1 protein-coding gene is annotated in these 2,141 nt (G+C 71.5%); it reads right to left on the bottom strand.

Annotation, left to right across the window (positions count from 1 at the left end; genetic code table 11):
- Window positions 1–55: 55 nt before the first annotated feature.
- The gene (locus OOT08_RS13905; protein ID WP_325093387.1) at window positions 56–1,840 is read right to left on the bottom strand and encodes an HNH endonuclease signature motif containing protein; all 1,785 of its coding nucleotides are present in this window, start codon (window positions 1,838–1,840) and stop codon (window positions 56–58) included.
- Between the last annotated feature and the right edge of the window lie 301 nt (window positions 1,841–2,141).

The raw sequence follows: 2,141 nt of genomic DNA, 5'->3' as shown, positions 1-2,141 counted from the left end.
TGCTCGGTGCGCAGCGGCGAGCGAGAGTCTCGGGGCGCGAGTCCCGCGGCTTTCCTTAGCCCCCCGGGGGCGGTGCGGCGGCGCGTTCCGGCAGGGTGATGATTCTTCGCCCCGAGAGCGTCTCCCATTCGAGCACCCCGTTCCGGTTCGCGATGAGCCGCCAGCCGCGGTGCGCGATGCCGGCCTGACCGTCAGGACCGCGCCCGCCCGGATCGCCTCGGCCTTTCAGGGTGTGGTGGGTGCGGCAGAGGAAGGCGAGGTTTCCGTGGGCGGTGTCGCCGCCCGCGTCCCAGGGGACGGAGTGGTCGAGGTCACAGCGGACGGCGGGCCGCTCACAGCCGGGAAAGCGACAGTGCTGGTCCCGGAGTTCGGTGAAGCGGCGGAGCCCCTGCGGCGGAGCATAGGCATTTCGGCCGACGTTGAGGATTGCTCCCGCGTCGTCGGTGAACAGGGCCCGGAACTGGCCGAGCCCCAGGCCGACCCGCCGAGCGGTTTCGTCGTCGAGGATGCCGTAGCCGTCGAGTGCGGCGAACTCTCGGCCGAGGAGCGCGGCGGGGTCGCTCGCGGCGGCGTTCTCGGGGCAGCCGTCCCAGCTGAGACCGGAGAGGAGGCGTGCGGGGATCGTGACGAGGATCTGCCCGCGGACCCCGCGAGCCGGGGTCGTCGCGCGGCGTGCTGCGGGCGCGGCGGGCTCGGAGGCGCCCTTGGCGGGGTCCGCGACCGGGTCGATCTCGCCGAGCGAGACGAGGTCTACGGAGACGTCGGCGCGGAGCTGCGCGATCGTGCGGGGCAGGGGCAGCGCGTTGATTGCGGCGTCGAGTTCCTCGCGGGTGCCGGTGCCGGGCTCCCCGGCCGCGTGCGCTCGGCGCAGTTCGCTGATCTGTTGCTCGTGCTCGCGCTGTTCAAGCACGGCGAGTTGCTTCGCCAGCGCGTCGATTCGGTCGAAGGCCGCGGACAGTTCCGGGGCCGCGGAGCGCACGGTCAACTGCATCATGCCGTTCCGGGCGGGCTCCAGCCAGGCACCCCGGCGCTGGAACGCATCCGCGTGCCGGGCCTCGGGCGAGACCGGGTCAACCCGGTTCCGCAGGGCCTCGGCGACCCGGAAGAGTTTGCCCGGGGTGAGCAGCGGCCCGATCTCGGCAAGGCGCTCATCGAGGATCGCGCGAGCCACGGGCGGGGCGTCCTGGGTGACCGAGACGATGGTCGAGACCCGGCCCTGATCGAGGAGGCCCGCGGCGTGCGCGGCCCAGGTGTGCGGAAGATCCTCGGTGAGCGTGATCGCGTCGGATAGGAGCTTCGCGCCCGTCTGCTTGGGTGCGGTCACGGCGCAGGCGGTCTCCTCGGCGAGCTGGAGCATGCGCTGCTCCACCTCGCGGGGCGATTCGCGCTGATCGAGATCCGTGTCGGAGGCGAGCAGGGCGCGCGTGGCCGCTTCGAGGCTTTCCCGCGCGAAGCGGCGATCCGTGAGGTGCGCGAGCGCGGCAATCCGCTCGGCCCGCCGCGCCTCGGCCCGGTTTTTCTCCCGGGTGAGCTCGGTGACCTCCTCGCTGAGCGCGGCCTCCAGCACCCGCAGCTCTTCGGAGGTGAGCAATTCGTACTCGGCCTCAGCCACCACCCGGGCCTGCGCGAGGGGGTGTTCCGCCGGGGCGACGACTCGTGCGGCGGCGTTGCGGGCGTCGGTGGCAATCCGCTCCGCGATCCTCGCCGCCGTGGTCCCCGTGATTGCGCTCGTGCCCGGGACCCGCGCGAAGGCACCCGACCCCGCCGGGGCGACGCTGGGGGCGCCAGCGTGACCGGAGGGAGCGGTGTCGCGGGGTGCGACCGGAGTGAAGGAGACCATGCCTCAATTTTACCGCGAATAGCGGGCGATTACGAGTAAATAAACGCAGATCAGGTACAGTTTATGCGCCCAATACAGATGATCAATGCAGGGGTCATCTGATCCGCGAAACCCCAAATGTTTGAGGCCCGCGCTCCGCAGAAACCGCAGCCCCGGCGCTCGGAAACCGGCGCACGTGGCCAGATCAGCGGGGCTCTGACCCCGTCCGCGACCGCCGTGGCATCGCGGCCCCGCCTCGCCCGCTACCCCCCTCTTTTTTCCGACGAAGCACCATTGGCGCGCTTGCGCCTTTGCCTCCTGA

Source organism: Leucobacter sp. M11 (genome assembly GCF_035726885.1).
In the GTDB taxonomy this organism is placed as follows: domain Bacteria; phylum Actinomycetota; class Actinomycetes; order Actinomycetales; family Microbacteriaceae; genus JAPFRB01.
The sequence above is the reverse complement of the archived record's forward strand: the minus strand, read 5'-3'. Positions and strand labels throughout refer to the sequence as shown.

Bases quoted from the DNA above. Each gene is read 5' to 3' on its own strand.
- OOT08_RS13905 (WP_325093387.1), bottom strand. From the start codon at position 1,840: ATGGTCTCCTTCACTCCGGTCGCACCCCGCGACACCGCTCCCTCCGGT.